Below are 26,833 nucleotides of genomic sequence, written 5' to 3' on the forward strand. Positions count from 1 at the left end.
GGCTGAAGGCGATGACCAGCCGCAGGATCGCTACCATGGGGTCTCCGGAGCCTGACCGGGGGACCCGGATCGCGCACGAGGAGCCCTCTTGCCAGACGAGGCCCAGCACCTGACCGCCGCAAAGCCCGAGTCCGCCTCGGCCGCCGCGGCGAAACCCGCGTCGCACGTGTCCAACGCGAAGAACGACACCCGCGGGCCGATCGAGCACGCCCAGTCCGCGCCCGTCGAGAAGGCTGCCGAGGCCTCGCGTCCCAAGCCCGCACCCGCCGAGCGCCCGGCCCAGCCGCCCGTGGTGCGCCCGCCCGTCGTCCAGCCCGGCCGCACCGGCTCCTCCAACCGCGTCCGCGCCCGCCTGGCCCGCCTCGGCGTGCAGCGCGCGAACCCCTACAACCCGGTCCTGGAGCCGCTGCTGCGGATAGTGCGCAGCAACGACCCGAAGATCGAGAACTCGACGCTGCGCCAGATCGAGCGCGCCTACCAGGTCGCCGAGCGCTGGCACCGCGGACAGAAGCGCAAGAGCGGCGACCCGTACATCACGCACCCGCTCGCCGTGACCACCATCCTCGCCGAGCTGGGCATGGACCCCGCCACGCTCATGGCGGGGCTGCTGCACGACACTGTCGAGGACACCGAGTACGGCCTCGACCAGTTGCGCCGCGACTTCGGCGACACCGTCGCCCTGCTCGTCGACGGCGTCACCAAGCTCGACAAGGTCAAGTTCGGCGAGGCCGCCCAGGCCGAGACCGTGCGCAAGATGGTCGTCGCGATGGCCAAGGACCCGCGCGTCCTGGTGATCAAGCTCGCCGACCGCCTGCACAACATGCGCACCATGCGCTACCTCAAGCGCGAGAAGCAGGAGAAGAAGGCGCGCGAGACCCTCGAGATCTACGCGCCGCTCGCCCACCGCCTCGGCATGAACACCATCAAGTGGGAGCTGGAGGACCTCGCCTTCGCGATCCTCTACCCCAAGATGTACGACGAGATCGTACGGCTGGTGGCCGAAAGGGCGCCGAAGCGTGACGAGTACCTGGCCATAGTGACCGACGAGGTCCAGGCCGACCTGAGGGCCGCCCGCATCAAGGCGACCGTCACCGGACGCCCGAAGCACTACTACAGCGTCTACCAGAAGATGATCGTGCGAGGCCGCGACTTCGCCGAGATCTACGACCTGGTGGGCATTCGTGTCCTCGTCGACACGGTCCGCGACTGTTACGCCGCCCTCGGCACCGTGCACGCGCGATGGAACCCGGTCCCCGGCCGGTTCAAGGACTACATCGCGATGCCCAAGTTCAACATGTACCAGTCGCTGCACACGACGGTCATCGGGCCCAACGGCAAGCCGGTCGAACTGCAGATCCGCACCTTCGACATGCACCGCCGCGCCGAGTACGGCATCGCCGCGCACTGGAAGTACAAGCAGGAGGCCGTCGCCGGCGCCTCCAAGGTCCGTACGGACGCGCCCAGGACGTCCGCGAAGGACAAGGACGCCATCAACGACATGGCGTGGCTGCGGCAGTTGCTGGACTGGCAGAAGGAGACCGAGGACCCGGGCGAGTTCCTGGAGTCCCTGCGCTTCGACCTGTCCCGCAACGAGGTCTTCGTCTTCACCCCCAAGGGCGATGTCATCGCGCTGCCCGCGGGGGCCACGCCCGTCGACTTCGCGTACGCCGTCCACACCGAGGTCGGCCACCGCACCATAGGCGCGCGGGTCAACGGCAGGCTCGTACCGCTCGAATCCACCCTGGACAACGGCGACTTGGTGGAGGTCTTCACCTCCAAGGCGCCCGGCGCCGGACCGTCCCGCGACTGGCTCGGCTTCGTCAAGTCGCCCCGGGCGCGCAACAAGATCCGGGCCTGGTTCTCCAAGGAGCGCCGGGACGAGGCGATCGAGCAGGGCAAGGACGCGATCGTACGGGCGATGCGCAAGCAGAACCTGCCGATCCAGCGCATCCTCACCGGCGACTCCCTCGTGACCCTCGCGCACGAGATGCGCTACTCGGACATCTCCGCGCTGTACGCGGCGATCGGCGAGGGCCATGTCTCCGCGCAGCACATCGTGCAGAAGCTCGTGCAGGCCCTCGGCGGCGAGGAGGCCGCCACCGAGGAGATCGACGAGGCGGTCCCGCCGTCCCGTACCCGTGGCCGCAAGCGCCGCTCCAGCGCCGACCCGGGCGTCGTCGTGAAGGGCGTCGACGATGTGTGGGTCAAACTGGCCCGCTGCTGCACGCCGGTGCCGGGCGACCCGATCATCGGGTTCGTCACGCGGGGCAGCGGCGTGTCCGTTCACCGCAGCGACTGCGTCAACGTCGACTCGCTGTCCCGTGAGCCCGAGCGCATCCTCGACGTCGAGTGGGCGCCGACCCAGTCCTCGGTCTTCCTGGTCGCCATCCAGGTCGAGGCACTGGACCGCTCCCGGCTGCTGTCGGACGTCACCCGAGTCCTGTCCGACCAGCACGTCAACATCCTCTCCGCGGCCGTCCAGACCTCGCGCGACCGGGTGGCCACCTCCCGGTTCACCTTCGAGATGGGCGACCCCAAGCACCTCGGCCACGTCCTGAAGGCCGTACGGGGCGTGGAGGGCGTGTACGACGTGTACCGCGTGACCTCGGGACGCTCCCGGTCGTGAGCACGCAAGCGAAAGGCCCCGTACGCGCGCCGTACGGGGCCTTTCGCATGTGCACCGCGGGGGGTTTCAGCCGCCGAACTCCTGCAGGCCCTTCAGAGCCTGGTCCAGGAGCGCCTGGCGGCCCTCCAGCTCGCGCTCCAGCTTGTCGGCCTTGGAGTTGTTGCCCTGGGCGCGGGCCTGGTCGATCTGCGCCCGCAGCTTGTCGACGGCGGCCTGCAGCTGACCGGTCAGACCCTCGGCACGCGCGCGTGCCTCCGGGTTCGTCCGGCGCCACTCGGCCTCCTCGGCGTCCTGGATCGCCCGCTCGACCGCGTGCATCCGGCCCTCGACCTTCGGCCGGGCGTCCCGCGGGACATGGCCGATGGCCTCCCAGCGCTCGTTGATCGAGCGGAAGGCGGCCCGCGCGGCCTTGAGGTCCGTGACCGGGAGGATCTTCTCGGCCTCCTCGGCCAGCTCCTCCTTCAGCTTCAGGTTCTCCGCCTGTTCCGCGTCCCGCTCGGCGAACACCGAGCTACGGGCGGCGAAGAACACGTCCTGGGCGCCGCGGAAGCGGTTCCACAGGTCGTCCTCGTGCTCGCGCTGGGCGCGGCCCGCGGCCTTCCACTCCGCCATCAGCTCGCGGTAACGCGCCGCCGTCGGACCCCAGTCCGTCGAACCCGACAGCGCCTCGGCCTCGGCCACCAGCCGCTCCTTGGTCCGGCGGGCCTCCTCGCGCTGCGCGTCCAGCTGCGCGAAGTGCGCCTTGCGCCGCTTGGAGAACGCCGACCGGGCGTGCGAGAAGCGGTGCCACAGCTCGTCGTCGGACTTGCGGTCCAGACGCGGCAGACCCTTCCAGGTGTCCACCAGCGCCCGCAGCCGCTCACCGGCCGCCCGCCACTGATCGGACTGCGCCAGCTGCTCCGCCTCGGTGACCAGGTCCTCCTTGGCCTTGCGCGCCTCGTCCGACTGCTTGGCCCGCTGCTGCTTGCGCTCCTCGCGGCGGGCCTCGACGGTCTCCACCAGCTTGTCCAGCCGCCCTCGCAGCGCGTCCAGGTCGCCGACCGCGTGGTGCGCCTCCACCTGCTCCCGCAGGTGGTCGATCGCGGCCATGGCGTCCTTCGCCGACAGGTCGGTGGTCCGCACTCGCTTCTCGAGGAGGCCGATCTCGACAACCAGGCCCTCGTACTTGCGCTCGAAGTAGGCCAGCGCCTCCTCAGGGGAGCCGGCCGCCCAGGAGCCGACGACCTTCTCGCCGTCGGCCGTACGCACGTACACGGTCCCCGTCTCGTCGACGCGGCCCCACGGGTCGCTGCTCACAGCGCCTCCTCCACATGATGCCTGCGGTGGGTCTCAGCACCCCCGGGCATCGTCCACAGTTTCGTCACGGCCAACATAGGCGACCAGCGGGTTGCCTGTCCGCATCCAGCGCGACCGAAATTCCGCAGCTGGCCGTCTTGAGTTCCAGGACGGCGTCAGGACTTCGTCACCGTCGCCTTGTTGATCACCACGGTCGCGTTGGGCGCGGTGTTGCCCGAGGTCGGATCGGCTGCCTGGGCACCCGCGGCGGCGATCTTCTGCAGCACCTTCATGCCCGCGTCCGAGACCGTGCCGAACGGCGTGTAGCTGGGCGGCAACGGGCTGTCCTTGTAGACCAGGAAGAACTGGCTGCCGCCGGTGTGCTTCTGACCGGTGTTGGCCATCGCCACCGTGCCCGCCGGGTACGTGTTGCCCTTCAGGCTCGTGTCCTTGAGGTTCTCGTCCGGAAGCGTGTAGCCCGGCCCGCCCATGCCGGTGCCCTGCGGGTCGCCGCACTGGAGCACGTAGATGCCGGACGTGACCAGGCGGTGGCACTTGGTGTGATCGAAGTAGCCTTTGCCCGCCAGGAAGTCGAACGAGTTGACCGTGTGCGGGGCGGCGGCCGTCTTCAGCGCGATGTCGATGTCACCGCACGTCGTGGCGAGCTTCATCGTGTACTTCGCCGACGTGTCGATCGCCATCGCCGGCTCCTTCTTCCAGCTCAGCTTCTTCGCCGAGCCGGCCGCCGGCTTCGCGCACGGGTCCGGGGCCTTGCTCGGCGTGGCGCTGGGCGTGACGTCGGCGGCGGCATTGGTCTTCTTGTCGTCGCCCTTCAGCGCCCCGGTCGAGTACAACGCGACACCGCCGATGACGACCACGCCCAGTACCGACGCGATCACGGAGTTGCGCGTGCGGGACTTGCGGCGCGCCTGGGTGCGCCGCTGCTGCTGCCGCAAGAACTTCTCCCGGGCGAGCTGACGCCGCCGCTGCTCCTGGCTGACCACCGGGTTCTCTCCTCATACGTGTCGTGTGTCGACCGGTACGCGTGCGTGCTCGTGAGCCGACTGGTGCGTGTAGCCCCGTACCGTATATGGGTTCGCTGAGGAAACGGCAGCGCCGGTAGGCTCTGGACCACAGCTTGTGGCCATCCGTGTCGACACAACGAAGGACGATCGTGCTCATTGCCGGGTTCCCCGCCGGGGCCTGGGGGACGAACTGTTATCTCGTCGCCCCCGCCGCCGGTGAGGAGTGCGTGATCATCGACCCCGGCCACCAGGCCGCCGAAGGCGTCGAGGAAGCACTGAAGAAGCATCGGCTCAAGCCCGTCGCCGTCGTCCTCACCCACGGGCACATCGATCACGTGGCCTCGGTCGTCCCGGTCTGCGGCGCGCACGACGTGCCGGCGTGGATCCACCCCGAGGACCGGTACATGATGAGCGACCCCGAGAAGTCACTCGGCCGGTCCATCGGCATGCCCCTGATGGGCGAGCTGACCGTGGGGGAGCCGGACGACGTCCGCGAGCTGACGAACGGCACCACCCTCGAACTGGCCGGTCTGGAGTTCTCCGTCGCGCACGCGCCGGGCCATACCAAGGGGTCGGTGACCTTCCGGATGCCCGAGACCTCCGACATCCCGTCGGTGTTCTTCTCCGGGGATCTGCTGTTCGCCGGCTCCATCGGACGCACCGACCTGCCGGGCGGATCCATGGCGGAGATGCTCGAGTCGCTGGCCCGCGTGTGCCTGCCGCTCGACGACTCCACCGTGGTGCTGTCCGGTCACGGCCCCCAGACGACCATCGGCCAGGAGCGCGCCACCAACCCCTATCTGCGGCAGGTGGCGGCCGGCCAGGGAGCGCGGACCGACGACGCTCCCCGACGAGGAATGTGACGAGAGACTTCCGTGAGCACTTTCAAGGCCCCCAAGGGCACCTACGACCTGCTGCCGCCGGAGAGCGCCGAGTTCCTGGCCGTCCGCGAGGCGATCGCCGCGCCGCTCAGGAACTCCGGCTACGGCTACATCGAGACGCCCGGTTTCGAGAACGTGGAGCTGTTCGCGCGCGGCGTCGGCGAGTCCACCGACATCGTGACGAAGGAGATGTACGTCTTCGAGACCAAGGGCGGTGACAGGCTGGCCCTGCGCCCGGAGACGACCGCCCCCGTGCTGCGCGCGGTCCTGGAGGCCAACCTGCACAAGACGGGCAACCTCCCGGTGAAGGTCTGGTACTCGGGCTCGCAGTACCGCTACGAGCGCCCGCAGAAGGGCCGCTACCGGCACTTCTCCCAGGTCGGCGCCGAGGCGATCGGCGCGGAGGACCCGGCGCTGGACGCCGAACTGATCATCCTGGCCGACCAGGCGTACCGCTCGCTGGGCCTGCGCGACTTCCGGATCCTGCTGAACAGTCTGGGCGACAAGGAGTGCCGTCCGGTGTACCGGGCCGCGCTGCAGGAGTTCCTGCGCGGCCTCGACCTGGACGAGGACACCCGCCGGCGCGTCGACATCAACCCGCTGCGGGTCCTCGACGACAAGCGCGAGTCGGTGCAGAAGCAGCTGACCGGCGCCCCGCTGCTGCGCGACTACCTGTGCGACGCCTGCAAGGCGTACCACGAGGAGGTCCGCGAGCTGATCACGGCGGCGGGGGTGTCGTTCGAGAACGACCCGAAGCTGGTGCGCGGCCTGGACTACTACACCCGCACCACCTTCGAGTTCGTCCACGACGGCCTGGGCTCGCAGTCCGCGGTGGGCGGCGGCGGCCGCTACGACGGACTGTCCGAGATGATCGGCGGCCCCGCGCTGCCGTCCGTCGGCTGGGCCCTCGGCGTCGACCGCACGGTGCTCGCCCTGGAGGCGGAGGGCGTGGAGCTGGCCCTCCCGTCGACGACGTCGGTGTACGCCGTCCCGCTCGGCGAGGAGGCCCGCCGAGTGCTGTTCGCGAAGATCACCGAGCTGCGCAAGGTCGGCATCTCGGCGGACTTCAGTTACGGCGGCAAGGGCCTGAAGGGCGCCATGAAGAACGCCAACCGCAGCGGGGCGCGCTACGCGATCGTCGCCGGCGAACGCGACCTCGCCGAAGGCGTCGTCCAGCTCAAGGACATGGAGTCCGGCGAGCAGACGCCGATCGGCGTGAACGAGATCGTGGCGGAGCTGGAGTCCCGGCTCGGCTGAGTTCAGCGACGACAAGAGGGCGCCGGGCATTCCCGGCGCCCTCTCACTGTTCCAGCAACCCGTACCGCATCGCGCTGGTGACCGCTGCCGTCCGATCGTCGACTCCCAGCTTGCCGAAGACACGCAGCAGATGGGTCTTCACGGTCGACTCGCCGATGAACAGCCGGCGTCCGATCTCGGTGTTGGTGCAGCCGTCGGCCACCAGGCGGAGGACCGCCGTCTCGCGCTCGGACAGCCGGGGGCGTTCCGGCTTGGTGCGCAGCTGGTCGACCAGGCGGGCCGCCACCGATGGAGCCAGTACGGTCTCGCCCCGCGCTGCGGCCCGCACCGCGTCCGCCAGTTCCCGCCGGGGCAGGTCCTTGACCAGATAGCCCGCGGCGCCCGCCTCCACGGCCCGCAGGATGTCCCGGTCCGTCTCGTACGTCGTCAGCACGATCACCCGGCACGGCAGACCTGCCGCCGTCATCCGCACGATCGAGTCCACACCGCCGCCGCCCGGCATGCGCAGGTCCATCAGCACGATGTCCGGGCGCAGTTCGGCCGCCAGCGCCTCGGCCTGCGGCCCGCTGACCGCGTCGCCGACCACCTCCAGGTCCTCCTCCGGGTGGCGCGGACGCGGGTAGTAGCGGGCGAAGTGCCGTACCGTCTCGCGGACCGTCAACTCCGCCGGTGCCGATTCGTCCTGCCAGACGATCCCCACTCGGGACCTCCACGCGCGCGTGCCCGTCGCCGGGTCCGCGCCGAGGACGGACACCTCGCCCCCGTCCCGGTCCCGGTTGCCCTGGAGGATCTCCACCGTGGTGCTCTTGCCGGCGCCGTTGGGCCCGAGCAGGCCGAACACCTCACCGCGCCGGATGCCGAGATCGAGCCCGTCCACCGTGGTCACGTCCCCGTAGCGCCTTGCGCAGCCCCCGGACGTCCACCGCGAGTTCGTTCGCGTGTGCTGTCATGTCCCCGAGCATCGGCCGGAACCGAACGCTCCGTGACCACCGTGCGTACCTCCTTATGTCCATTGAACGGTGGACACACACGTGCGTGCGGCACAATGAGCCGTGCCCGAAGATGGTCCAACTCTCAAGTGACGGAATCGGCGGATGAGCAAGACGACAGTCAACGACGTCTCCACGGAGTCGGGTCCCGAGCGGGCCACCGATGCCCCGCGCGCGGTGGGCGGCAGCCGTGCCTTCGCCCTCCTGCTGGTGATCACCGGCGCGGCCGGACTGCTGGCCGCCTGGGTCATCACGATCGACAAGTTCAAGATCCTCGAGGCCAAGGTCGCGGGCAAGACCTTCACGCCCGGCTGCAGCGTGAACCCGGTCGTCTCCTGCGGCAGCGTCATGGAGAGCAAGCAGGCGTCGGTCTTCGGCTTTCCGAACCCCATGCTCGGCCTGGTCTGCTACGGCATCGTGATCTGCGTCGGCATGAGCCTGCTGGCCCGCGCCCGCTTCCCGCGCTGGTACTGGCTGACCTTCAACTTCGGCACGCTCTTCGGCGTCGGCTTCGTCACCTGGCTGCAGTTCGAGTCCCTGTACCGGATCAACGCGCTGTGCCTGTGGTGCTCGCTGGCCTGGGTCGCCACGATCACCATGTTCTGGTACGTGACCTCGTTCAACGTCCGCAACGACTTCCTGCGCGCCCCGCGCCGGCTGAAGTCCTTCTTCGGCGAGTTCACCTGGGTGGTGCCGGTCACGCACTGCGGCATCATCGCCATGCTGATCCTGACCCGCTGGGGCAGCCAGCTCTGGGCCTGACCCCCGGCCCGGCCGCGTTGTCAGTGGCGTGTCTTAGGGTTTCAGCGTGGAACCCGACCTCTTCACCGCCGCAGCAGAAGAACGCCAGGAGAAGGACCCGGCAGCCAGCCCCCTGGCCGTGCGGATGCGCCCGCGCAGCCTCGACGAGGTCGTGGGCCAGCAGCATCTGCTGAAGCCCGGCTCCCCGCTGCGCCGGCTGGTCGGCGAGGGCTCCGGCGGCCCGGCCGGACCGTCCTCGGTGATCCTCTGGGGTCCGCCCGGCACCGGCAAGACCACCCTGGCGTACGTCGTCTCCAAGGCGACGAACAAGCGGTTCGTGGAGCTGTCCGCGATCACCGCGGGGGTCAAGGAGGTCCGCGCGGTCATCGACGGTGCCCGCCGCGCCACCGGCGGCTTCGGCAAGGAGACCGTCCTCTTCCTGGACGAGATCCACCGCTTCAGCAAGGCCCAGCAGGACTCCCTGCTCCCGGCGGTCGAGAACCGCTGGGTGACCCTGATCGCGGCCACGACCGAGAACCCGTACTTCTCGGTGATCTCACCCCTGCTCTCCCGCTCCCTGCTGCTGACGCTCGAACCGCTCACCGACGACGACATCCGCGGCCTGCTGGGCCGCGCCCTGACCGACGAGCGCGGCCTGAAGGACGCCGTCGGCCTCCCCGAGGACACCGCGGAGCACCTGCTGCGCATCGCCGGCGGCGACGCCCGCCGGGCCCTGACCGCCCTGGAGGCCGCCGCCGGAGCCGCCCTCGACAAGGGCGAGAGCGAGATCAGCCTGGAGACGCTGGAGCAGACGGTCGACCGGGCGGCGGTGAAGTACGACCGCGACGGCGACCAGCACTACGACGTCGCCAGCGCCCTCATCAAGTCGATCAGGGGCTCCGACGTCGACGCCGCCCTGCACTACCTGGCCCGCATGATCGAGGCCGGCGAGGACCCCCGCTTCATCGCCCGCCGCCTGATGATCTCCGCCAGCGAGGACATCGGCCTGGCCGACCCGAACGCCCTGCCCATCGCGGTCGCCGCGGCCCAGGCCGTCGCGATGATCGGCTTCCCGGAGGCCGCCCTCACCCTCAGCCACGCCACCATCGCCCTCGCGCTCGCCCCCAAGTCCAACTCGGCGACCACCGCCATCGGCGCCGCCATGGAGGACGTCCGCAAGGGCCAGGCCGGCCCGGTCCCGCCGCATCTGCGCGACGGGCACTACAAGGGCGCCGCCAAGCTGGGCCACGCCCAGGGCTATGTGTACCCGCACGACCTGCCCGAGGGCATCGCCCAGCAGCAGTACGCCCCGGACGCCCTGAAGGACCGCGAGTACTACACCCCGGGCCGGCACGGCGCCGAGGCGCGGTACGCGGACGCGGTGGAGTGGACCCGCAAGCACCTTGGTCGCAGGCGGTCGTGAGCGCCCTGTAGACTTGCCCGAAGTGCTGAGTCCCGCGCAGTCAGAGCGGGACACCCGGCCGGAGTCCGGCCCCCGGGGCCAGTCCTCGGGAAAACGGACTCCAGGAGCGTCGCGCACCGTCGAACGGTGTCGCGGGCAGCCCACCACCACCCGGAGCCCCGGGACGGTCGGTGGGCCACTCGCGTGCTGCACGTATGTGCCCAGACCAGGGAAGCGGCTGCCCGGCAGGTCCCGCAGGGGCCCGGCGGGTTTTCCCGGCTGCGGATGCGACCTCCCTAACGCTGACGAGCCGAAAACTACGAAAGAGATTGAGACAGTGGCGAACCAGTCCCGCCCCAAGGTCAAGAAGTCGCGTGCCCTCGGCATCGCGCTGACTCCGAAGGCCGTCAAGTACTTCGAGGCCCGCCCCTACCCGCCGGGTGAGCACGGCCGCGGCCGCAAGCAGAACTCGGACTACAAGGTCCGTCTGCTGGAGAAGCAGCGTCTGCGCGCTCAGTACGACATCTCCGAGCGCCAGCTGGTCCGCGCCTACGAGCGCGCGTCCAAGGTCCAGGGCAAGACCGGTGAGGCCCTGATCGTGGAGCTCGAGCGCCGTCTCGACGCCCTGGTCCTGCGTTCGGGCATCGCCCGCACCATCTACCAGGCCCGTCAGATGGTCGTCCACGGCCACATCCAGGTCAACGGCCAGAAGGTCGACAAGCCGTCCTTCCGTGTCCGTCCGGATGACGTCGTGCAGGTCCGCGACCGGTCCAAGGACAAGACGCTCTTCACCATCGCCCGCGAGGGTGGCTTCGCCCCCGAGGGTGAGACCCCGCGCTACCTGCAGGTGAACCTCAAGGCCCTGGCGTTCCGCCTGGACCGCGAGCCGAACCGCAAGGAGATCCCGGTGATCTGCGACGAGCAGCTCGTCGTCGAGTACTACGCCCGCTGACCCCAGCCACGGCGTAACACCTCAGCCCGCCGTCTCCCCACCCGGTCCTGCCGGGCGGGCGAGGCGGCGGGTTCGCGCTTCCGCTCCTTCGGCCAGCACGGGCGGGCGCGGCCTGGCCGCACCCCACGGCGAAGCCGCCCGGCGATACGGCCCACCACCCCTGCGGCCCGCCGCCGCTACGGGTCTGCTGGCCCTGCGATCGGCCCCTTTGCGGTCTGCTTCCCCCGCGGTCCGCCGCCGCAACGATCCGCTGCCTCTGCGGTCCGCGGCCGCTGCGGCCCGCCACCGCTGTGCTCGGCTATCCCTGCGGTCCGTCGTGGCTACCGTCCGCTGCCCTGCGGTCCGCCGCCCCTGCGGTCCGCCGCCCCAGCGTCCCACCACCTCTACTGCCCACCGTCTCTACCGCCCACCACCCCTACGTGGCGCGTGAGCCCCGTGCCGGGTCGGTGGCGGGCTCAGTGGATTCAGTGCGGTTGGCGGCTCCGCCGCTCTGCGGCATCGGTCCACGGGGAGTCGGCAGGGCGCCCAGTGGCCGTACCGGGCCACGGCCCAGTGCCCGGTCCACCGCTGTCGCGCGGTCCAGTCGGGCCCCTTCCGCAGCGCACTCCTCGTAGCGCGCGTCCCCCAGTGCCTGCCGTGCGATCGCCTCGCACTGATCGTGCGGCGCGTTAAAGTACGCCGAGCCGAACAGCGGCAGCCCCACAGACGGCCACATCCGGCCGGCCGCCCCCTGGAGCAGCGCCGCCTCGGCCGGTTCGCCCTGGGCCGCCGTCACCAGTGCCAGCAGCTCCATCGACAGCACCGAACCGAGCAGGTCGTGGAAGGCGTGCGCATTGGCCAGGCAGTCCGTGAGCAGTTCACGCGCCCTGTCCGGGGCGCCCTCCAGCCAGGCCGCGTACGCCAGCGCGTACAGCGCGTAGGAGCGGGCCCAGCGCTCCCCGTGGTCCTCGCACACCCGGCGCACGTCCTCGCACAGCCGTACCGCGTCCGGCAGATCCCCCTGGAAGGCCCGTGCCATCGCCAGCTCCACCTGGCCCATCAGCACATTGCTGTTGAGCTCGCCGATCTCCTGATAGCGGTCCAGCGCCGACCGCAGCAGCGTTTCTGCACGGGCCAGGTCATCGGTGACCAGGGCCAGACAGCCGGTGCGGTGCTCGGCGTACGCCACCGCCGCCGGATCCGCGACCCGCTCGGCCTGCTCCCGGCACTCCCGCAGCGCCGCAAGCGCCGGCACGGTGTCGCCCTGGAGGATCGCCACATAGCCGAGCACCCACAGCGCCTTCAGCCGCGACTGCTCGTACCCCGACTCCAGCTCCACGCTGCGCGCCAGCCAGCGGCGGCCCTCCGCGAGCCGCCCGCAGCCGACCCAGCAGAACCACAGCGACCCCGCGAGGTACTGGCCGAGATGGGCCTCCTCCGGCTCGGTCAGACAGAACTCCAGCGCCGCCCGCAGATTGGGCAGCTCCGCCTCCACCCGCGCGGCGACCTCGCCCTGCCGGGGTGAGAACCAGTCCAGCTCGCACCAGGTGGCCAGGCCCAGGTACCAGTCCCGGTGCCGTCTGCGCAGCCGGCCCGCGTCCCCGATCCCCTCCAGCCACTCGGCGCCGTAGGCCCGGACCGTGTCCAGCATCCGGTAGCGGGGGCCGGCCGAAGTCTCCTCGCGAGTCACGACCGACTGGGCCACCAGCTCCGACAGCACGTCCAGGACGTCCTCGGCCGGCAGCCCGTCCCCGCTGCACACGTACTCCGCCGCCTCCAGGTCGAAGGTCTGCGCGAACGCCGAGAGACGCGCCCACAACAGCCGCTCGGCGGGCGTGCACAGCTCATGGCTCCAGCCGATCGCCGTGCGCAGCGTCCGGTGGCGGGACGGAGGGCCGCCGGGGACCGGGCGCGGGGCACCCTCCCAGCCGCTCGTGGCCAGCAGCCGGAACCGGTCGTCCAGCCGCTGCAGCAACTGCGCCGGCGACAGCGCCCGCAGCCGCCCGGCCGCCAGCTCCAGCGCCAGCGGGATCCCCTCCAGCCGCCGGCACAGCTCGCGCACCTCGGGACCGTCGGACACCTCCTGGCCCTGCGCCCGGGCCCGGTCGGTGAACAGCTCCACCGCCTCGTCCTCGGCGAGCGGCGCCAGCGGGAACAGCCGCTCGCCCGCCAGCCCCAGCGGACGCCGGCCCACCGCCAGCACCCGCAGCCGAGGCAGCTTCCGCAGCAGCTCCGCCGTCAACTCGGCGCAGGAATCCAGCAGATGCTCGAACCCGTCCAGCACCAGCAGGACCGGACGGCCGGCGAGATGCTCCAGCAGCGCCTCCCGGGGCGGCCGGGCGGTGTGGTCGGTCAGCCCCAGCGCCTCCGCCACCGCGTACTCCACGAACTGCGCATCGCGCACCGGAGCCAGCTCCACCCGCCCGGACCCGTCGGTCCACCCGGCGGCGAGCCGCGCGGCCAGCCGCGACTTGCCGACGCCGCCGACCCCGGTCACGGTCACCAGCCGCGCCCCGCCGAGCAGGTCCGTCAACCCGGCGAGCTCGGGCCGGCGCCCGACGAACGTGGTCAGTTCCAGAGGCGGATCGCCGGCGGAGAACGGATCTGGGCGCTGAGGACCTCGCATGGGACACGGAGCGTACTGAAGTGTGTTCAATGCGTACAATCGCTTCCCGCAACTCCGTCCCTGCCGCCCGGTAATCCGGTACGGAGCCCAGGCCATGGCGCGATAGGCTCGGACACGACTTTTTCGATGGTGAGGCACGTTTCAGGGAGCGGGTGCGCACAGTGTCCGGTGGAGAGGTGGCCGGGATCCTGGTGGCCGTCTTCTGGGCGATCCTGGTCTCCTTCCTCGCGGTGGCTCTCGCGAGGCTGGCCCAGACGCTCAAGGCGACCACCAAGCTGGTGGCGGACGTGACCGACCAGGCCGTCCCGCTGCTCGCCGACGCGTCCCAGGCGGTGCGCTCCGCGCAGACCCAGATCGACCGCGTCGACGCGATCGCCTCCGACGTCCAGGAGGTCACGTCGAACGCCTCCGCGCTGTCGACCACGGTCGCCTCCACCTTCGGTGGCCCGCTGGTCAAGGTCGCGGCGTTCGGCTACGGCGTGCGCCGCGCGCTCGGCGGCCGCAAGGAGGACGTGCCCGCGAAGGCGCCCCGGCGTACCGTGATCGTGGGCCGCACGGTCCCTGCCGCACGACGCAAGCGGAAGTAAGGACTGAGACCGAGCGATGTTCCGCCGTACGTTCTGGTTCACCACCGGTGTCGCCGCCGGTGTGTGGGCGACCACCAAGGTCAACCGCAAGCTCAAGCAGCTGACCCCGGAGAGCCTCGCCGCGACCGCGGCGAACAAGGCCCTGGAGACCGGTCAGCGCCTGAAGGACCGCGCGGTCGTCTTCGCGCTGGACGTCCGCGACAACATGGCCCAGCGGGAGGCCGAACTGGAGGAGGCGCTGGGAATCCACGAGAACCCCGAACTCCCCGCCCCTCGGCGCTACACCGCCATCGAGAGCGACCGCAGCAACGACCACAGCGACCACCGCAGCACACCGAAGTACATCGAAGCCCCGATGTACTCGTACAACCGGAATGAGGACCACTGATGGAGTCGGCCGAGATTCGCCGCCGCTGGCTGAGCTTCTTCGAGGAGCGCGGGCACACCGTCGTCCCTTCGGCGTCGCTCATCGCGGACGACCCGACTCTGCTCCTCGTCCCCGCCGGCATGGTGCCCTTCAAGCCCTACTTCCTGGGTGAGGTCAAGCCGCCGTTCCCGCGCGCCACCAGCGTGCAGAAGTGCGTGCGCACGCCCGACATCGAAGAGGTCGGCAAGACCACGCGCCACGGCACCTTCTTCCAGATGTGCGGCAACTTCTCCTTCGGCGACTACTTCAAGGAAGGCGCCATCAAGTACGCCTGGGAGCTGCTGACCACGCCCCAGGACAAGGGCGGTTACGGCCTCGACCCCGAGCGTCTGTGGATCACCGTCTACAAGGACGACGACGAGGCCGAGCGCATCTGGCACGAGGTCGTCGGCGTGCCCAAGGAGCGCATCCAGCGCCTCGGCATGAAGGACAACTACTGGTCCATGGGCGTCCCCGGCCCCTGCGGCCCCTGCTCCGAGATCAACTACGACCGCGGCCCCGAGTTCGGCGTCGAGGGCGGCCCCGCCGTCAACGACGAGCGGTACGTGGAGATCTGGAACCTCGTCTTCATGCAGTACGAGCGCGGCGAGGGCACCGGCAAGGACAACTTCGAGATCCTCGGGGAACTGCCGAGCAAGAACATCGACACGGGCCTCGGCCTGGAGCGGCTCGCCATGATTCTGCAGGGCGTGCAGAACATGTACGAGATCGACACCTCCATGGCCGTCATCAACAAGGCCACCGAGCTGACCGGCGTCCGCTACGGAGACGCCCACGACTCGGACGTCTCCCTCCGTGTCGTCACCGACCACATGCGCACCGCCACCATGCTCATCGGCGACGGCGTCACCCCCGGCAACGAGGGCCGCGGCTACGTCCTGCGCCGCATCATGCGCCGGGCCATCCGCAACATGCGGCTGCTGGGCGCCACCGGTCCGGTCGTCAAGGACCTGCTGGACACCGTGATCCAGATGATGGGCCGGCAGTACCCGGAGCTGGTCACCGACCGCGAGCGCATCGAGAAGGTCGCCATCGCCGAGGAGAACGCCTTCCTCAAGACGCTGAAGGCCGGCACCAACATCCTCGACACCGCCGTCACCGAGACCAAGCAGGCCGGCGGTAAGGTCCTCTCCGGCGACAAGGCCTTCCTGCTCCACGACACCTGGGGCTTCCCGATCGACCTCACCCTGGAGATGGCCGCCGAACAGGGCCTCTCCGTGGACGAGGAGGGCTTCCGCCGCCTGATGAAGGAGCAGCGGGAGCGCGCCAAGGCCGACGCCCAGGCCAAGAAGACCGGCCACGCCGACATGGGCGCCTACCGCGAGATCGCCGACACCGCCGGCGAGACCGACTTCATCGGCTACACCGACACCGAGGGCGAGACCACGATCGTCGGCATCCTGGTCGACGGCCTCTCCTCCCCGGCCGCCACCGAGGGCGACGAGGTCGAGATCGTCCTCGACCGCACCCCGTTCTACGCCGAGGGCGGCGGCCAGATCGGCGACACCGGCCGCATCAGGGTGGACTCCGGTGCCGTCATCGAGGTCCGCGACTGCCAGAAGCCGGTCCCCGGCGTCTACGTCCACAAGGGCGTCGTCCAGGTCGGCGAGGTCACCGTGGGCGCCAAGGCCCACGCCTCCATCGACAACCGCCGCCGCAAGGCCATCGCCCGCGCCCACTCGGCCACCCACCTGACCCACCAGGCCCTGCGCGACGCCCTCGGCCCGACGGCCGCCCAGGCCGGTTCCGAGAACCAGCCTGGCCGCTTCCGCTTCGACTTCGGCTCCCCCTCCGCCGTGCCGACGGCCGTGATGACCGACGTCGAGCAGAAGATCAACGAGGTGCTCGCCCGGGACCTCGACGTGCACGCCGAGATCATGGGCATCGACGAGGCCAAGAAGCAGGGCGCCATCGCCGAGTTCGGCGAGAAGTACGGCGAGCGGGTCCGTGTCGTGACCATCGGCGACTTCTCCAAGGAGCTGTGCGGCGGCACGCACGTGCACAACACCGCCCAGCTGGGGCTGGTGAAGCTGCTCGGCGAGTCCTCCATCGGCTCGGGTGTCCGTCGTATCGAGGCCCTCGTCGGTGTGGACGCCTACACCTTCCTCGCCCGCGAGCACACGGTCGTCAACCAGCTGACGGAACTGCTCAAGGGCCGCCCGGAGGAGCTGCCCGAGAAGGTCTCCTCGATGCTCGGCAAGCTGAAGGACGCCGAGAAGGAGATCGAGAAGTTCCGCGCCGAGAAGGTGCTGCAGGCCGCCGCCGGTCTCGCCGAGTCCGCCAAGGACGTGCGCGGGGTGGCCGTCGTCACCGGCCAGGTCCCGGACGGCACCACGCCGGACGACCTGCGCAAGCTGGTCCTCGACGTGCGCGGCCGCATCCAGGGCGGTCGTGCCGCCGTGGTCGCCCTGTTCACGGTGAACAACGGCAAGCCGCTGACGGTCATCGCCACCAACGAGGCCGCCCGCGAGCGTGGCCTCAAGGCCGGTGACCTGGTCCGCACCGCCGCCAAGACCCTCGGCGGCGGCGGTGGCGGCAAGCCGGACGTCGCCCAGGGCGGCGGTCAGAACCCGGCCGCCGTCGGTGAGGCCGTCGACGCCGTAGAGCGGCTCGTCGCCGACACCGCCAAGTGACGGCGAAGTAAGGAAACGGTCGGAAATGCGCAGAGGACGTCGACTTGCGATCGACGTCGGGGACGCCCGGATCGGGGTCGCCTCGTGCGACCCCGACGGGATCCTCGCCACCCCGGTGGAGACGGTCCCCGGCCGGGACATCCCCGCCGCCCACCGCCGGTTGCGTCAACTGGTGGAGGAGTACGAGCCGATCGAGGTCGTCATCGGACTCCCTCGCTCCCTCAAGGGGGGCGAGGGCCCGGCCGCCGTCAAGGTCCGCGCCTTCGCCCAGGAGCTGGCCAAGGGCATCAAGCCGGTTCCGGTCCGGCTGGTGGACGAGCGGATGACGACCGTGACGGCCAGTCAGGGGCTGCGCGCCTCGGGCGTGAAATCGAAGAAGGGCCGCGCGGTCATCGACCAGGCGGCCGCGGTCATCATCCTGCAGCAGGCCCTCGAATCCGAACGAATGTCAGGTAAAGCACCCGGCGAGGGCGTCGAAGTGGTCATCTGATCGCGATACGGTAACGTTCCGCGCGATGTGCCGGTGTTCGAACAGCCGGCACACAGCAAGAGGCGGAACGGAAGCGGGCCCACCGGCCGCGTGACCGGTCAGCCGCGGCTCTAGGGGATCGATGACTGAGTATGGCCGGGGCCCAGGCCCCGAACCGTGGCATCCGCAGGACCCGTTGTACGGGGACGGCGGATGGGAAGGGCAGCAGGCCGACAGCGGCCAGCAGCCTGCCTACGGCGGCCAGCCGCAGCAGTACTACCCGCAGCAGCCGCAGTACGGCGACTGGAGCCAGCAGCCCCAGCAGGGGTACGGCCATGAGCAGTACCCGTACTACGACGAACAGGGCCATCAGCAGTACGTCGGCCAGACCCCGCAGCAGTACCAGCACCAGGGCGGCTGGGACGCGGCCGGCGGCCAGGGCCAGATGCCGTACCCCACCGACCCGGGCGACCCCTACGGCCAGCAGCTCCATGCCTACGACGGGCAGCAGCCCGATTTCTACGGCACCGAGGACGCGTACCCGCCACCGCAGCCGCCCGGCCGCAGGCGCCCCGAACCGGAACCCGAGCCCGAGGACACGCCCGAGGAGGAGGCTCACCCCTTCTTCGCGGGCGGCGGCGATGACGACGACGAGGAGCACGAGCTCCAGAGCCGCAGCGACCGGCGCGGCAAGGGGAAGAAACCCGGCAAGAAGGGTCAGAAGCGACGCAGCGGCTGTGCCTGCATGGTCGTCGTCCTGGTCCTCGGCGGCGGCGTCGCCACGGCGGGTTACTACGGCTACCAGTTCTACAAAAATCGTTTCGCCCCGGCGCCCGACTACACGGGCGACGGCATCGGCCAGACCGTGGTGGTCGAGATTCCCAAGGGTGCGGGCGGCTGGGACATCGGCAACCGCCTGAAGCAGGCCGGGGTCGTCAAGAGCGCCGAGGCGTTCGTGCATGCGCAGAGCACCGTCCCGGGCGGTGGCACCATCCAGGCCGGCGCGTATCTCCTGAAGAAGGAGATGTCCGCCGCCAGCGCCGTGAAGATGATGCTGGACCCGAAGAGTCAGAACAATGTCATCGTGACCCCGGGCGAGCGCAACGCGGGGGTATACGCGGCCATCGACAAGAAACTCCAACTCGCCGACGGAACCACCCAGACCGTCGCCCAGAAGGAATACAAGAGCCTCGGCCTGCCGAGCTGGGCACAGAACACGCAGTACGCCGGCGAGATCAAGGACCCGCTGGAGGGCTTCCTCTTCCCGGGTACCTATCCGGCCGCCAAGGGCATGAAGCCGGACAGCATCCTCAAGGAGATGGTCGCGCAGGCCAAGTCCAGGTACGACGCCCACGGTCTCACCGCGAAGGCCCGGGCGCTGGGCCTGAACAACGCGTTCGAGCTGGTCACGGTCGCGAGCCTGGTGCAGGCCGAGGGCAAGACGCAGGACGACTTCCGCAAGATGGCGGAGGTGGTCTACAACCGCCTCAAGCCCACCAACACCGAGACGAACCAGTACCTGCAGTTCGACTCGACGTACAACTACATCAAGGGCACCAGCCACATCCACATCTCTCTCAAAGAGATCAACGGCAACCACAGCCCGTACAACACCTACACCCACAAGGGACTCCCGCCCGGCCCGATCGGCAACCCCGGCGAGGACGCGCTGAACGCGGCACTGGATCCGACTCACGACGGCTGGATCTATTTCGTCGCGACGGACGGAGTGAACAACACCGAATTCGCCAAGACCCTTGCCGAATTCCAGCGCCTCAAGGACAAGTTCAATGCCAACTCGGGCAACTGACGCCCGCCGTGCCGCCGTGCTCGGTAAGCCCATCGCCCACTCGCTCTCCCCGGTACTGCACCGCGCCGCGTACGACGAACTCGGGCTCACCGACTGGTCGTACGACCGCTTCGAGGTGGACGAGGCCGGTCTGCCCGGCTTCTTCGGGAAGCTCGGGCCCGAGTGGGCGGGGCTGTCGCTGACCATGCCGCTGAAGCGGGCGGTCATCCCGCTGGTGGACGAGATCAGCGAGACGGCCGCCTCCGTGGACGCGGTCAACACGGTCGTCTTCGCCGAGGACGGCCGCCGCGTCGGTGACAACACGGACATCCCGGGCATGGTGGCCGCCCTGCGCGAGCACGGCGTCGAGCAGGTCGACTCCGCCGCGATCCTCGGTGCCGGCGCCACTGCCTCCTCCGCCCTCGCCGCGCTCGCCCGGATCTGCACCGGCGAGGTCGTGGCCTACGTCCGCAGCGAGGCCCGCGCCGCCGAGATGCGCCAGTGGGGCGAACGGCTCGACGTGGAGGTGCGTACGGCGGACTGGGCCGACGCAGAGCGGGCGCTGTGCGCCCCGCTGGTGATCGCCACCACGCCCGCCGGCACCACCGACGCCCTGGCCGCCGCCGTACCCGAGCGCCCCGCCACCCTCTTCGACGTGCTCTACGACCCTTGGCCCACCGCGCTGGCGGCCCGCTGGTCCATGTTCGGAGGTGCCGTGGTCAGCGGCCTCGACCTGCTGGTCCACCAGGCCGTGCTGCAGGTCGAGCGGATGACCGGCCGCTCCCCGGCGCCCCTGGAGGCCATGCGCCGCGCCGGTGAGAAGGCACTCGCCGGCCGCTGATCGCTTCACCACGTCCGCCTTGTGGACCGGCGTCCGGATTCCGGCCCCGGACGTGGGAGGATCGGAGGTGGCGGGCCGGGGCCGCGCACCCGGTGGCGCCGTCGCCGTACACGAGGACGCGTGTACGCCGGGCAGTACCGGGCGCGAAAACTGAGGAGCACCGTTGAGCAGGCTGCGTTGGCTGACCGCGGGGGAGTCCCACGGTCCCGCACTTGTCGCGACGTTGGAGGGGCTTCCCGCCGGCGTGCCGATCACCACGGAGATGGTGGCGGACCACCTGGCGCGGCGGCGGCTCGGCTACGGCCGCGGTGCGCGGATGAAGTTCGAGCGTGACGAGGTCACCTTCCTGGGCGGTGTCCGGCACGGTCTGACGCTGGGCTCCCCGGTCGCGATCATGGTGGGCAACACCGAGTGGCCCAAGTGGGAGCAGGTCATGGCGGCCGACCCGGTCGACCCGGAGATCCTCGCGGCTCTGGCCCGCAACGCGCCGCTGACCCGGCCGCGGCCCGGCCACGCCGATCTGGCCGGCATGCAGAAGTACGGCTTCGACGAGGCCCGCCCGATCCTGGAGCGCGCCTCTGCCCGCGAGACCGCCGCCCGGGTGGCGCTGGGCGCGGTGGCCCGGTCGTACCTGAAGGAGACCACGGGCATCGAGATCGTCTCGCACGTCGTCGAGCTGTGCTCCGTGAAGGCTCCGCAGGGTGTGTACCCCACCCCGGCCGACGTCGAGAAACTGGACGCCGACCCGCTGCGCTGCCTGGACGCGGACGCCTCGAAGGCGATGGTCGCGGAGGTCGACCAGGCCCACAAGGACGGCGACACCCTCGGCGGTGTGGTCGAGGTGCTGGCCTACGGCGTCCCGGTCGGTCTCGGTTCGCACGTGCACTGGGACCGCAAGCTGGACGCCCGGCTCGCCGGTGCCCTGATGGGCATCCAGGCGATCAAGGGTGTCGAGCTCGGCGACGGCTTCGAGCTGGCCCGGGTGCCCGGCTCCAAGGCGCACGACGAGATCGTCAGCACGCCCGAGGGCATCAAGCGCGTCTCCGGCCACGCCGGCGGCACCGAGGGTGGCCTGAGCACCGGCGAGCTGCTGCGGGTGCGGGCCGCGATGAAGCCGATCGCGACCGTGCCGCGCGCCCTGCAGACCGTGGACGTCACGACCGGCGAGGCCGCCCAGGCCCACCACCAGCGCTCCGACGTCTCCGCGGTGCCCGCCGCGGGCATCGTCGCCGAGGCGATGGTCGCGCTCGTCCTGGCGGACGCGGTCGCCGAGAAGTTCGGCGGCGACTCCGTGGCCGAGACCCGGCGCAACGTGCGGTCGTACCTCGACAACCTGCGGATCCGGTGAGCGTCGTGCCCGCCGTCGTACTGGTCGGCCCGATGGGCGTCGGCAAGTCCACCGTCGGGCGGCTGCTCGCCGAGCGCCTCGGGCTCGGGTACCGGGACACCGACGAGGACATCGTCGCCCACGAGGGCCGCACCATCGCCGAGATCTTCGTCGACGAGGGCGAGCCCGCCTTCCGCGCCATCGAGAAGCGGGCCGTGCACACCGCGCTGGCCGAACACGAAGGGGTCCTCGCGCTCGGCGGCGGGGCGGTCCTGGACGCCGACACGCGCGCGCTGCTCGCCGGGCACCGGGTGGTCTACCTCTCCATGGACGTGGAGGAGGCCGTCAAGCGCACCGGCCTGAACGTGGCCCGGCCGCTGCTCGCGGTCAACCCGCGCAAGCAGTGGCGCGAGCTGATGGAGGCCCGGCGGCACCTGTACGAGGAGGTCGCCACCGCCGTCGTGGCGACGGACGGCCGTAGCCCCGAAGAGGTCACCCAAGCAGCGCTGGACGCACTGGAGTTGAAGGAAGCATGAGCGAGTCAGTCACCCGGATCCAGGTCGCCGGCACCGCGGGCACCGATCCCTACGAGGTGCTGGTCGGGCGTCAACTGCTCGGTGAGCTGGGCGGGTTGATCGGTCCGAAGGCCAAGCGGGCCGCGGTGATCCACCCCGAGGCGCTGGCCGAGACCGGTGACGCGCTCCGCGCCGACCTGGCCGAGCAGGGCTACGAGGCGGTCGCCATCCAGGTGCCGAACGCGGAGGAGGCCAAGACGGCCGAGGTCGCGGCCTACTGCTGGAAGGCGCTCGGCCAGTCGGGCTTCACCCGCTCCGACGTCGTCGTCGGCGTGGGCGGTGGCGCGACCACGGACCTCGCCGGCTTCGTCGCCGCGACCTGGCTGCGCGGGGTGCGCTGGATCGCCATCCCGACCACCGTGCTCGCCATGGTGGACGCGGCGGTCGGCGGCAAGACCGGCATCAACACCGCCGAGGGCAAGAACCTCGTCGGCGCCTTCCACCCGCCGGCCGGCGTCCTGTGCGACCTGGCCGCGCTGGACTCGCTCCCGGTCAACGACTACGTCTCCGGGCTCGCCGAGGTCATCAAGGCCGGCTTCATCGCCGACCCGGTGATCCTGGACCTGATCGAGTCCGACCCCGTGGCCGCCCGGACCCCCGAGGGCCCGCACACCGCCGAGCTGATCGAGCGCTCGATCCGGGTGAAGGCGGAGGTCGTCTCGTCGGACCTGAAGGAGTCGGGCCTGCGCGAGATCCTCAACTACGGCCACACGCTCGGCCACGCCATCGAGAAGAACGAGCGCTACAAGTGGCGGCACGGCGCGGCGGTCGCGGTCGGCATGCACTTCGCCGCCGAACTCGGCCGTCTGGCGGGCCGGTTGGACGACGCGACGGCGGACCGCCACCGCACGGTCCTGGAGGCGGTCGGCCTTCCGCTGCACTACCGCTACGACCAGTGGCCCAAGCTGCTGGAGACGATGAAGATCGACAAGAAGTCCCGCGGCGATCTGCTGCGCTTCATCGTCCTCGACGGCCTGGGCAAGCCGACCGTCCTGGAGGGACCGGACCCGGCGGTCCTCCTCGCCGCGTACGGAGAGGTCGGCCAGTAGGTCCCCCTTCGCTCCGTCTGCCCGGTTCCGACCTCGACTTCCTTTGCGGAACGGGCACTTCGGGCCGCCCCCGGCCGTTTCACCAATCGATGGCGGGGGACGGTACCGTTCGGTAGGCAGCGGGTTCACCCCCGCTGCCAGCACGAACTGCCTGTACGAGACGGAGTGGCAACGGATGCAGCACGCAGTGGGGACTCCGCTGCCGCCGCCCCACCAGCCGGGGCAGGTGCCGAACGCCGGCTGGGCGTCGGCCGCACACCACCCGGGCCCGCACCCGGGAGCCGCCCAGGGGCCTGCCCCCGTGCCCCCGCCGCCGGGCGTCCCGGCCCCGACCGGCGCAGTCCCGCCCACGCCCCCGCAACCCCCGGCGCCCCAGCCCCAGCAGCCTGTCGCGCCTCAGCCTCACCCCCCGCAGCCCCCCGCGCCCCAGCCCCCGGCCTCGCAGCCCGCTGCCCCGCCGGCCCCCGATACCACCGGCCACGTCCCGCTGCCACCCGGCGGCCCCGTCGGCGTGCCCACGGCGCCCCCTGCCCCCGCCGCGGCGCCCGACCCGGCGACGACCACGCTGGCCGTGCTGCTGATCGGCCCGGCCGGCGCGGGCAAGACAAGCGTCGCCAAGTACTGGGCGGACCACCGCCGCGTGCCCACCGCGCACATCAGCCTGGACGACGTCCGCGAATGGGTGCGCTCCGGCTTCGCCGACCCCCAGACCGGCTGGAACGACAACTCCGAGGCCCAGTACCGCCTGGCCCGCCGCACCTGCGGCTTCGCCGCCCGCAACTTCCTCGCCAACGGCATCTCCTGCATCCTGGACGACGCGGTCTTCCCGGACCGCCCGGTCGTAGGCCTCGGCGGCTGGAAGCGCCACGTCGGCCCGGGCCTGCTGCCCGTCGTTCTCCTTCCCGGTCTGGACGTCGTCCTGGAGCGCAACGCCGAACGCACCGGCAACCGCCGCCTCACCGACGAGGAGGTGGCCCGCATCCACGGCCGCATGGCCGGCTGGTACGGCTCGGGCCTCCCGATCATCGACAACTCCCAACTGGACGTCCCGGGCACGGCGAGGGTCCTGGACGAGGTCCTGGCGAGGGCAATAGCCAGCCCACCCAGCTGGTGAACAAGGGGCAAGTGGTCCCACCCCCACCTGCTCCGCACCCCACTCGGCCCCCACAAATCGGCACAACCGCCATAAAACTCCTACGCTCATCTCATGTCAGAGGTGTACGCGACCCGCCGATCCCGGCTGAGGGACCACTTCACCGCGGCCGGCACCGCGGCAGCGCTCGTCACCCGCCCAGCCAACGTGCGCTACCTCGCCGCCGCAGCCCCGCAGGGCTCCGCGCTGCTGCTCGGCAAACGCGAGGACCTCCTCGTATGCATCGGCCAGCCCGACGACCAGCCCTCCGAGGGCCGTCCGGACGAGAGCCTGCGCCTGCATGTCATCCCACCGAACGGCGTCGGCACCGGCGGCGACGCCGCGGTCGTGGCGGCGGACCTGGTCGCGGCACAGGACGCCGACTCCCTGGCCGTCGAGGAACACCACCTCACGGTCACCCGGCACAGAGCGATCGCCTCGGTCGCCCCCACGCTCCGCCTCGGCGACCTCGGCGGAGCGGTCGAGCAGCTCAGGGTGGTCAAGGACGAGGAGGAGATCTCGTGCCTGCGCATCGGCGCCGAGATCGCCGACCAGGCCCTCGGTGAACTGCTGGAGTCCATCCTGGTCGGCCGCACCGAACGGCACCTCGCCCTGGAGCTGGAGCGCCGTCTGGTCGACCACGGCGCCGACGGCCCGGCCTTCCCGACCTCGGTCGCGACCGGACCGAACTCCGGCCGCCGCGGGCACCGTCCCACCGACCGGCGGGTGGAGGAGGGCGACTTCCTCACCGTGTGCCTGGGCGCGACCTACCGCGGCTACCGCTGCGAGATCGGCCGTACCTTCGTGATCGGCACCTCGCCCGCCGAGTGGCAGATCGAGCTGTACGACCTCGTCTTCGCCGCCCAGCGCGCCGGACGCGAGTCCCTGGCACCCGGCGCCGCCTATGGCGATGTGGACCGGGCGACCCGCCAGGTACTGGACTCCGCCGGCTATGCGGAGGCACTGCCACCGCTGACCGGACACGGCGTCGGACTCGAAATCGACGAGGACCCGCAGTTGGCCCCCGCCGCCATGGGTAAACTGGACGCTTGCGTGCCGGTCACCGTCGAACCTGGGGTCCACCTCCCGGGCCGGGGCGGTGTCCGGATCGATGACACGCTCGTCGTACGCCCCGAGGCGGACGGCGGACCCGAGCTACTCACCATCACGACCAAGGAGCTGCTCGCCCTGTAGGCAGTGGCGTGCGCCGGGGTCGTACGTCAGTCCAGGAGATTCCGCAACCGTGGCTTCCACGAACGACCTCAAGAACGGCATGGTGCTCAAGCTCGAAGGCGGCCAGCTCTGGTCCGTCGTCGAGTTCCAGCACGTCAAGCCCGGCAAGGGCCCGGCCTTCGTGCGCACCAAGCTGAAGAACGTGCTGTCCGGCAAGGTGGTCGACAAGACCTTCAACGCCGGCGTCAAGGTCGAGACCGCCACTGTCGACAAGCGCGACATGCAGTTCTCGTACATGGACGGCGAGTACTTCGTCTTCATGGACATGGAGACCTACGACCAGCTGCACATCGACCGGAAGGCCGTCGGCGACGCCGCGAACTTCCTCGTCGAGGGCTTCACCGCCACCGTCGCGCAGCACGAGGGCGAGGTTCTCTTCGTCGAGCTGCCCGCCGCGGTCGAGCTGACCATCGCCGAGACCGAGCCGGGCGTCCAGGGCGACCGCTCCACCGGTGGCACCAAGCCCGCCACCCTGGAGACCGGCCACCAGATCCAGGTCCCGCTCTTCATCACCACCGGTGAGAAGATCAAGGTCGACACCCGTACGAGCGACTACCTCGGCCGGGTGAACAGCTAACCGTGGCTGCCCGCAACACGGCCCGCAAGCGCGCCTTCCAGATCCTCTTCGAGGGCGACCAGCGCGGCGCCGACGTCCTGACGGTCCTCGCGGACTGGATCCGGCTGTCCCGGTCCGACACCCGGCAGCCGCCGGTCAGCGAGTACACGATGCAGCTGGTCGAGGGCTACGCCGAGCACACGCGGCGGATCGACGAGCTGATCGCCCAGTACGCGGTCGGCTGGACGCTCGACCGGATGCCGGTCGTGGACCGCAACATCCTGCGGCTGGGCGCGTACGAGCTGATCTGGGTCGACGAGACCCCGGACGCCGTCGTCCTGGACGAGATGGTGCAGCTGGCGAAGGAGTTCTCCACCGACGAGTCGCCGTCGTTCGTCAACGGCCTGCTCGGCCGGCTGAAGGAGCTCAAGCCGTCCCTGCGCCGGGACGAGGCGTAAGGCC

22 protein-coding genes and 2 pseudogenes are annotated in these 26,833 nt (G+C 70.6%); 19 read left to right on the forward strand and 5 right to left on the reverse strand.

All coding sequences use genetic code 11. The features are described from left to right. The first annotated feature begins 88 nt into the window (after nucleotides 1-88). Entirely contained in the window at nucleotides 89-2,626 is a 2,538-nt protein-coding gene (locus ACZ5NH_RS12495) for a RelA/SpoT family protein (protein ID WP_468774708.1), read from the forward strand. 66 nt (nucleotides 2,627-2,692) lie between these two features. On the opposite strand, the gene ACZ5NH_RS12500 is transcribed toward ACZ5NH_RS12495, so the two are convergent. Both ACZ5NH_RS12500 and ACZ5NH_RS12505 read right to left on the reverse strand, forming a co-directional pair. Next, nucleotides 2,693-3,922 (reverse strand): DUF349 domain-containing protein, encoded by a 1,230-nt coding sequence (locus tag ACZ5NH_RS12500; RefSeq protein WP_468774710.1) that lies wholly within the window; start codon nucleotides 3,920-3,922, stop codon nucleotides 2,693-2,695. Nucleotides 3,923-4,077: 155 nt separating this feature from the next. Further along, nucleotides 4,078-4,905, reverse strand: a complete 828-nt coding sequence (locus ACZ5NH_RS12505) for a peptidylprolyl isomerase (protein WP_388626179.1) — start codon at nucleotides 4,903-4,905, stop codon at nucleotides 4,078-4,080. Between the two features lie 170 nt (nucleotides 4,906-5,075). On the opposite strand from ACZ5NH_RS12505, the gene ACZ5NH_RS12510 reads away from it, so the two are divergent. Together ACZ5NH_RS12510 and hisS are read left to right on the forward strand one after the other, a co-directional pair. Continuing rightward, nucleotides 5,076-5,789, forward strand: coding sequence for an MBL fold metallo-hydrolase (locus ACZ5NH_RS12510; protein ID WP_388626177.1), 714 nt, complete (start codon nucleotides 5,076-5,078; stop codon nucleotides 5,787-5,789). Nucleotides 5,790-5,801: 12 nt separating this feature from the next. After that, a complete protein-coding gene (gene hisS / locus ACZ5NH_RS12515) occupies nucleotides 5,802-7,064 on the forward strand; it encodes a histidine--tRNA ligase (protein WP_388626175.1) in 1,263 nt (420 codons plus the stop codon). A 43-nt stretch (nucleotides 7,065-7,107) separates the two neighbouring features. Here the strand turns inward: hisS and ACZ5NH_RS12520 are convergent. Both ACZ5NH_RS12520 and ACZ5NH_RS12525 read right to left on the reverse strand, forming a co-directional pair. After that, a pseudogene (locus ACZ5NH_RS12520) lies at nucleotides 7,108-7,665 on the reverse strand (response regulator); the annotation flags it as partial. A gap of 48 nt (nucleotides 7,666-7,713) precedes the next feature. Next, nucleotides 7,714-7,950: pseudogene (locus tag ACZ5NH_RS12525) on the reverse strand (ATP-binding cassette domain-containing protein); the annotation flags it as partial. 208 nt (nucleotides 7,951-8,158) lie between these two features. Between ACZ5NH_RS12525 and ACZ5NH_RS12530 the strand changes: the two are divergent. From ACZ5NH_RS12530 to rpsD, 3 genes are all read left to right on the forward strand, one after another. After that, on the forward strand, nucleotides 8,159-8,815 hold the full coding sequence (locus ACZ5NH_RS12530) for a vitamin K epoxide reductase family protein (RefSeq protein WP_468774713.1): 657 nt from the start codon (nucleotides 8,159-8,161) through the stop codon (nucleotides 8,813-8,815). Between the two features lie 46 nt (nucleotides 8,816-8,861). After that, a complete protein-coding gene (locus ACZ5NH_RS12535) occupies nucleotides 8,862-10,217 on the forward strand; it encodes a replication-associated recombination protein A (protein WP_468774715.1) in 1,356 nt (451 codons plus the stop codon). A 316-nt stretch (nucleotides 10,218-10,533) separates the two neighbouring features. Continuing rightward, nucleotides 10,534-11,148: a 30S ribosomal protein S4 gene (rpsD, locus tag ACZ5NH_RS12540; RefSeq protein WP_055705441.1), complete on the forward strand. Its 615-nt coding sequence runs from the start codon at nucleotides 10,534-10,536 to the stop codon at nucleotides 11,146-11,148. Nucleotides 11,149-11,563: 415 nt separating this feature from the next. Here the strand turns inward: rpsD and ACZ5NH_RS12545 are convergent, their stop codons facing one another. Beyond that, a complete protein-coding gene (locus ACZ5NH_RS12545) occupies nucleotides 11,564-13,753 on the reverse strand; it encodes an ATP-binding protein (protein WP_468774717.1) in 2,190 nt (729 codons plus the stop codon). 152 nt (nucleotides 13,754-13,905) lie between these two features. On the opposite strand from ACZ5NH_RS12545, the gene ACZ5NH_RS12550 reads away from it, so the two are divergent. From ACZ5NH_RS12550 to nusB, 13 genes are all read left to right on the forward strand, one after another. Continuing rightward, nucleotides 13,906-14,340, forward strand: coding sequence for a DUF948 domain-containing protein (locus tag ACZ5NH_RS12550; RefSeq protein WP_209438828.1), 435 nt, complete (start codon nucleotides 13,906-13,908; stop codon nucleotides 14,338-14,340). A gap of 16 nt (nucleotides 14,341-14,356) precedes the next feature. Continuing rightward, nucleotides 14,357-14,728 carry a hypothetical protein gene (locus ACZ5NH_RS12555; protein ID WP_468774720.1) on the forward strand — a complete coding sequence of 124 codons (372 nt, stop codon included), beginning with the start codon at nucleotides 14,357-14,359 and terminating at the stop codon, nucleotides 14,726-14,728. After that, nucleotides 14,728-17,400 carry an alanine--tRNA ligase gene (gene alaS / locus ACZ5NH_RS12560; protein ID WP_388626165.1) on the forward strand — a complete coding sequence of 891 codons (2,673 nt, stop codon included), beginning with the start codon at nucleotides 14,728-14,730 and terminating at the stop codon, nucleotides 17,398-17,400. Before ACZ5NH_RS12555 ends, alaS begins: the two co-directional genes overlap by 1 nt. A 25-nt stretch (nucleotides 17,401-17,425) precedes the next feature. Further along, complete coding sequence (gene ruvX / locus ACZ5NH_RS12565) at nucleotides 17,426-17,890, forward strand: Holliday junction resolvase RuvX (RefSeq protein WP_388626163.1); 465 nt, start codon at nucleotides 17,426-17,428, stop codon at nucleotides 17,888-17,890. Between the two features lie 121 nt (nucleotides 17,891-18,011). After that, the gene (mltG, locus tag ACZ5NH_RS12570) at nucleotides 18,012-19,679 is read left to right on the forward strand and encodes an endolytic transglycosylase MltG (RefSeq protein ID WP_468774723.1); all 1,668 of its coding nucleotides are present in this window, start codon (nucleotides 18,012-18,014) and stop codon (nucleotides 19,677-19,679) included. Beyond that, nucleotides 19,660-20,499, forward strand: a complete 840-nt coding sequence (locus ACZ5NH_RS12575; protein WP_468774725.1) for a shikimate dehydrogenase — start codon at nucleotides 19,660-19,662, stop codon at nucleotides 20,497-20,499. The genes mltG and ACZ5NH_RS12575 overlap by 20 nt, the downstream gene beginning before the upstream one ends. Nucleotides 20,500-20,662: 163 nt before the next feature. After that, nucleotides 20,663-21,847 (forward strand): chorismate synthase, encoded by a 1,185-nt coding sequence (aroC, locus tag ACZ5NH_RS12580; RefSeq protein ID WP_388626158.1) that lies wholly within the window; start codon nucleotides 20,663-20,665, stop codon nucleotides 21,845-21,847. Between the two features lie 32 nt (nucleotides 21,848-21,879). Then, a complete protein-coding gene (locus tag ACZ5NH_RS12585; protein ID WP_450983270.1) occupies nucleotides 21,880-22,362 on the forward strand; it encodes a shikimate kinase in 483 nt (160 codons plus the stop codon). After that, nucleotides 22,359-23,450, forward strand: a complete 1,092-nt coding sequence (gene aroB, locus ACZ5NH_RS12590) for a 3-dehydroquinate synthase (protein WP_468774727.1) — start codon at nucleotides 22,359-22,361, stop codon at nucleotides 23,448-23,450. The genes ACZ5NH_RS12585 and aroB overlap by 4 nt, the downstream gene beginning before the upstream one ends. A gap of 175 nt (nucleotides 23,451-23,625) precedes the next feature. Further along, nucleotides 23,626-24,564, forward strand: a complete 939-nt coding sequence (locus ACZ5NH_RS12595; RefSeq protein ID WP_468774729.1) for a Pro-rich N-terminal domain-containing protein — start codon at nucleotides 23,626-23,628, stop codon at nucleotides 24,562-24,564. Between the two features lie 93 nt (nucleotides 24,565-24,657). Beyond that, complete coding sequence (locus ACZ5NH_RS12600; protein ID WP_468774731.1) at nucleotides 24,658-25,776, forward strand: aminopeptidase P family protein; 1,119 nt, start codon at nucleotides 24,658-24,660, stop codon at nucleotides 25,774-25,776. A gap of 49 nt (nucleotides 25,777-25,825) precedes the next feature. After that, nucleotides 25,826-26,392: an elongation factor P gene (gene efp / locus ACZ5NH_RS12605; protein ID WP_014671526.1), complete on the forward strand. Its 567-nt coding sequence runs from the start codon at nucleotides 25,826-25,828 to the stop codon at nucleotides 26,390-26,392. Nucleotides 26,393-26,394: 2 nt separating this feature from the next. After that, nucleotides 26,395-26,829: a transcription antitermination factor NusB gene (gene nusB / locus ACZ5NH_RS12610; RefSeq protein ID WP_388626150.1), complete on the forward strand. Its 435-nt coding sequence runs from the start codon at nucleotides 26,395-26,397 to the stop codon at nucleotides 26,827-26,829. Nucleotides 26,830-26,833 lie beyond the last annotated feature (4 nt).

This window comes from Streptomyces sp. NPDC031426, assembly GCF_055581585.1.